Annotated in this window: 1 protein-coding gene; it reads left to right on the forward strand. The window is 57.4% G+C overall.

Annotated features, from left to right (window positions below; translation table 11 throughout):
• Nucleotides 1–65 precede the first annotated feature (65 nt).
• Complete coding sequence (locus tag O6Y00_RS21975; RefSeq protein ID WP_353444629.1) at nt 66–557, forward strand: SMI1/KNR4 family protein; 492 nt, start codon at nt 66–68, stop codon at nt 555–557.
• The last annotated feature ends 6 nt before the right edge of the window (nt 558–563 follow it).

A 563-nucleotide genomic window follows, 5' to 3' on the forward strand; every position in this document is an offset into this window, starting at 1 on the left:
AAAGCCGACATTGCACGGTTTCATCCGCCTGCTAAGTATCCTCACACGATGTGCGGAGCAGACAGATGGGATTGGAACGCTTCGTCGAGACGTGGACTTCGTCCCATTATCCCCCCGAGAGGGTCCATTTGGCGGATATGCAGACGCTAGAGCGTACAATGGGTGTGCACCTGCCGCCGGACTACCGCGAGTCAGTGCTCCAGACAGGCCTGCCCCGACCGACGATCGCACTTCTAAATTCGATCGTCGATCAGGACCTTCCCTTACGTGACGTCGGTGATTTCTACTCTCCAGCGGAGATGCTGGAGCAGACTTCTGGTTGGAGAGAGGCGGGAATGCCGTCTCATCTGATTGCATTTGCAACCGACAGCGCGGGCAACATGTTTTGCTTCGACGCCGAGAGACTTAGGGCCGGAAGCGCCGATCGCGATTCCGTCTGGTTCTTCGATCATGATATCCGCACCGTCGATCACGTCGCACCCAGCTTTGATAACTGGATTATGCAGTTTTGCGACGTACGACCGTCGCCCGGAGATGGCACCGGGAGCGTCCGCTAATGGGCG

The organism is Sphingomonas faeni (assembly GCF_040407565.1).
GTDB classification, from domain to species: domain Bacteria; phylum Pseudomonadota; class Alphaproteobacteria; order Sphingomonadales; family Sphingomonadaceae; genus Sphingomonas; species Sphingomonas faeni_F.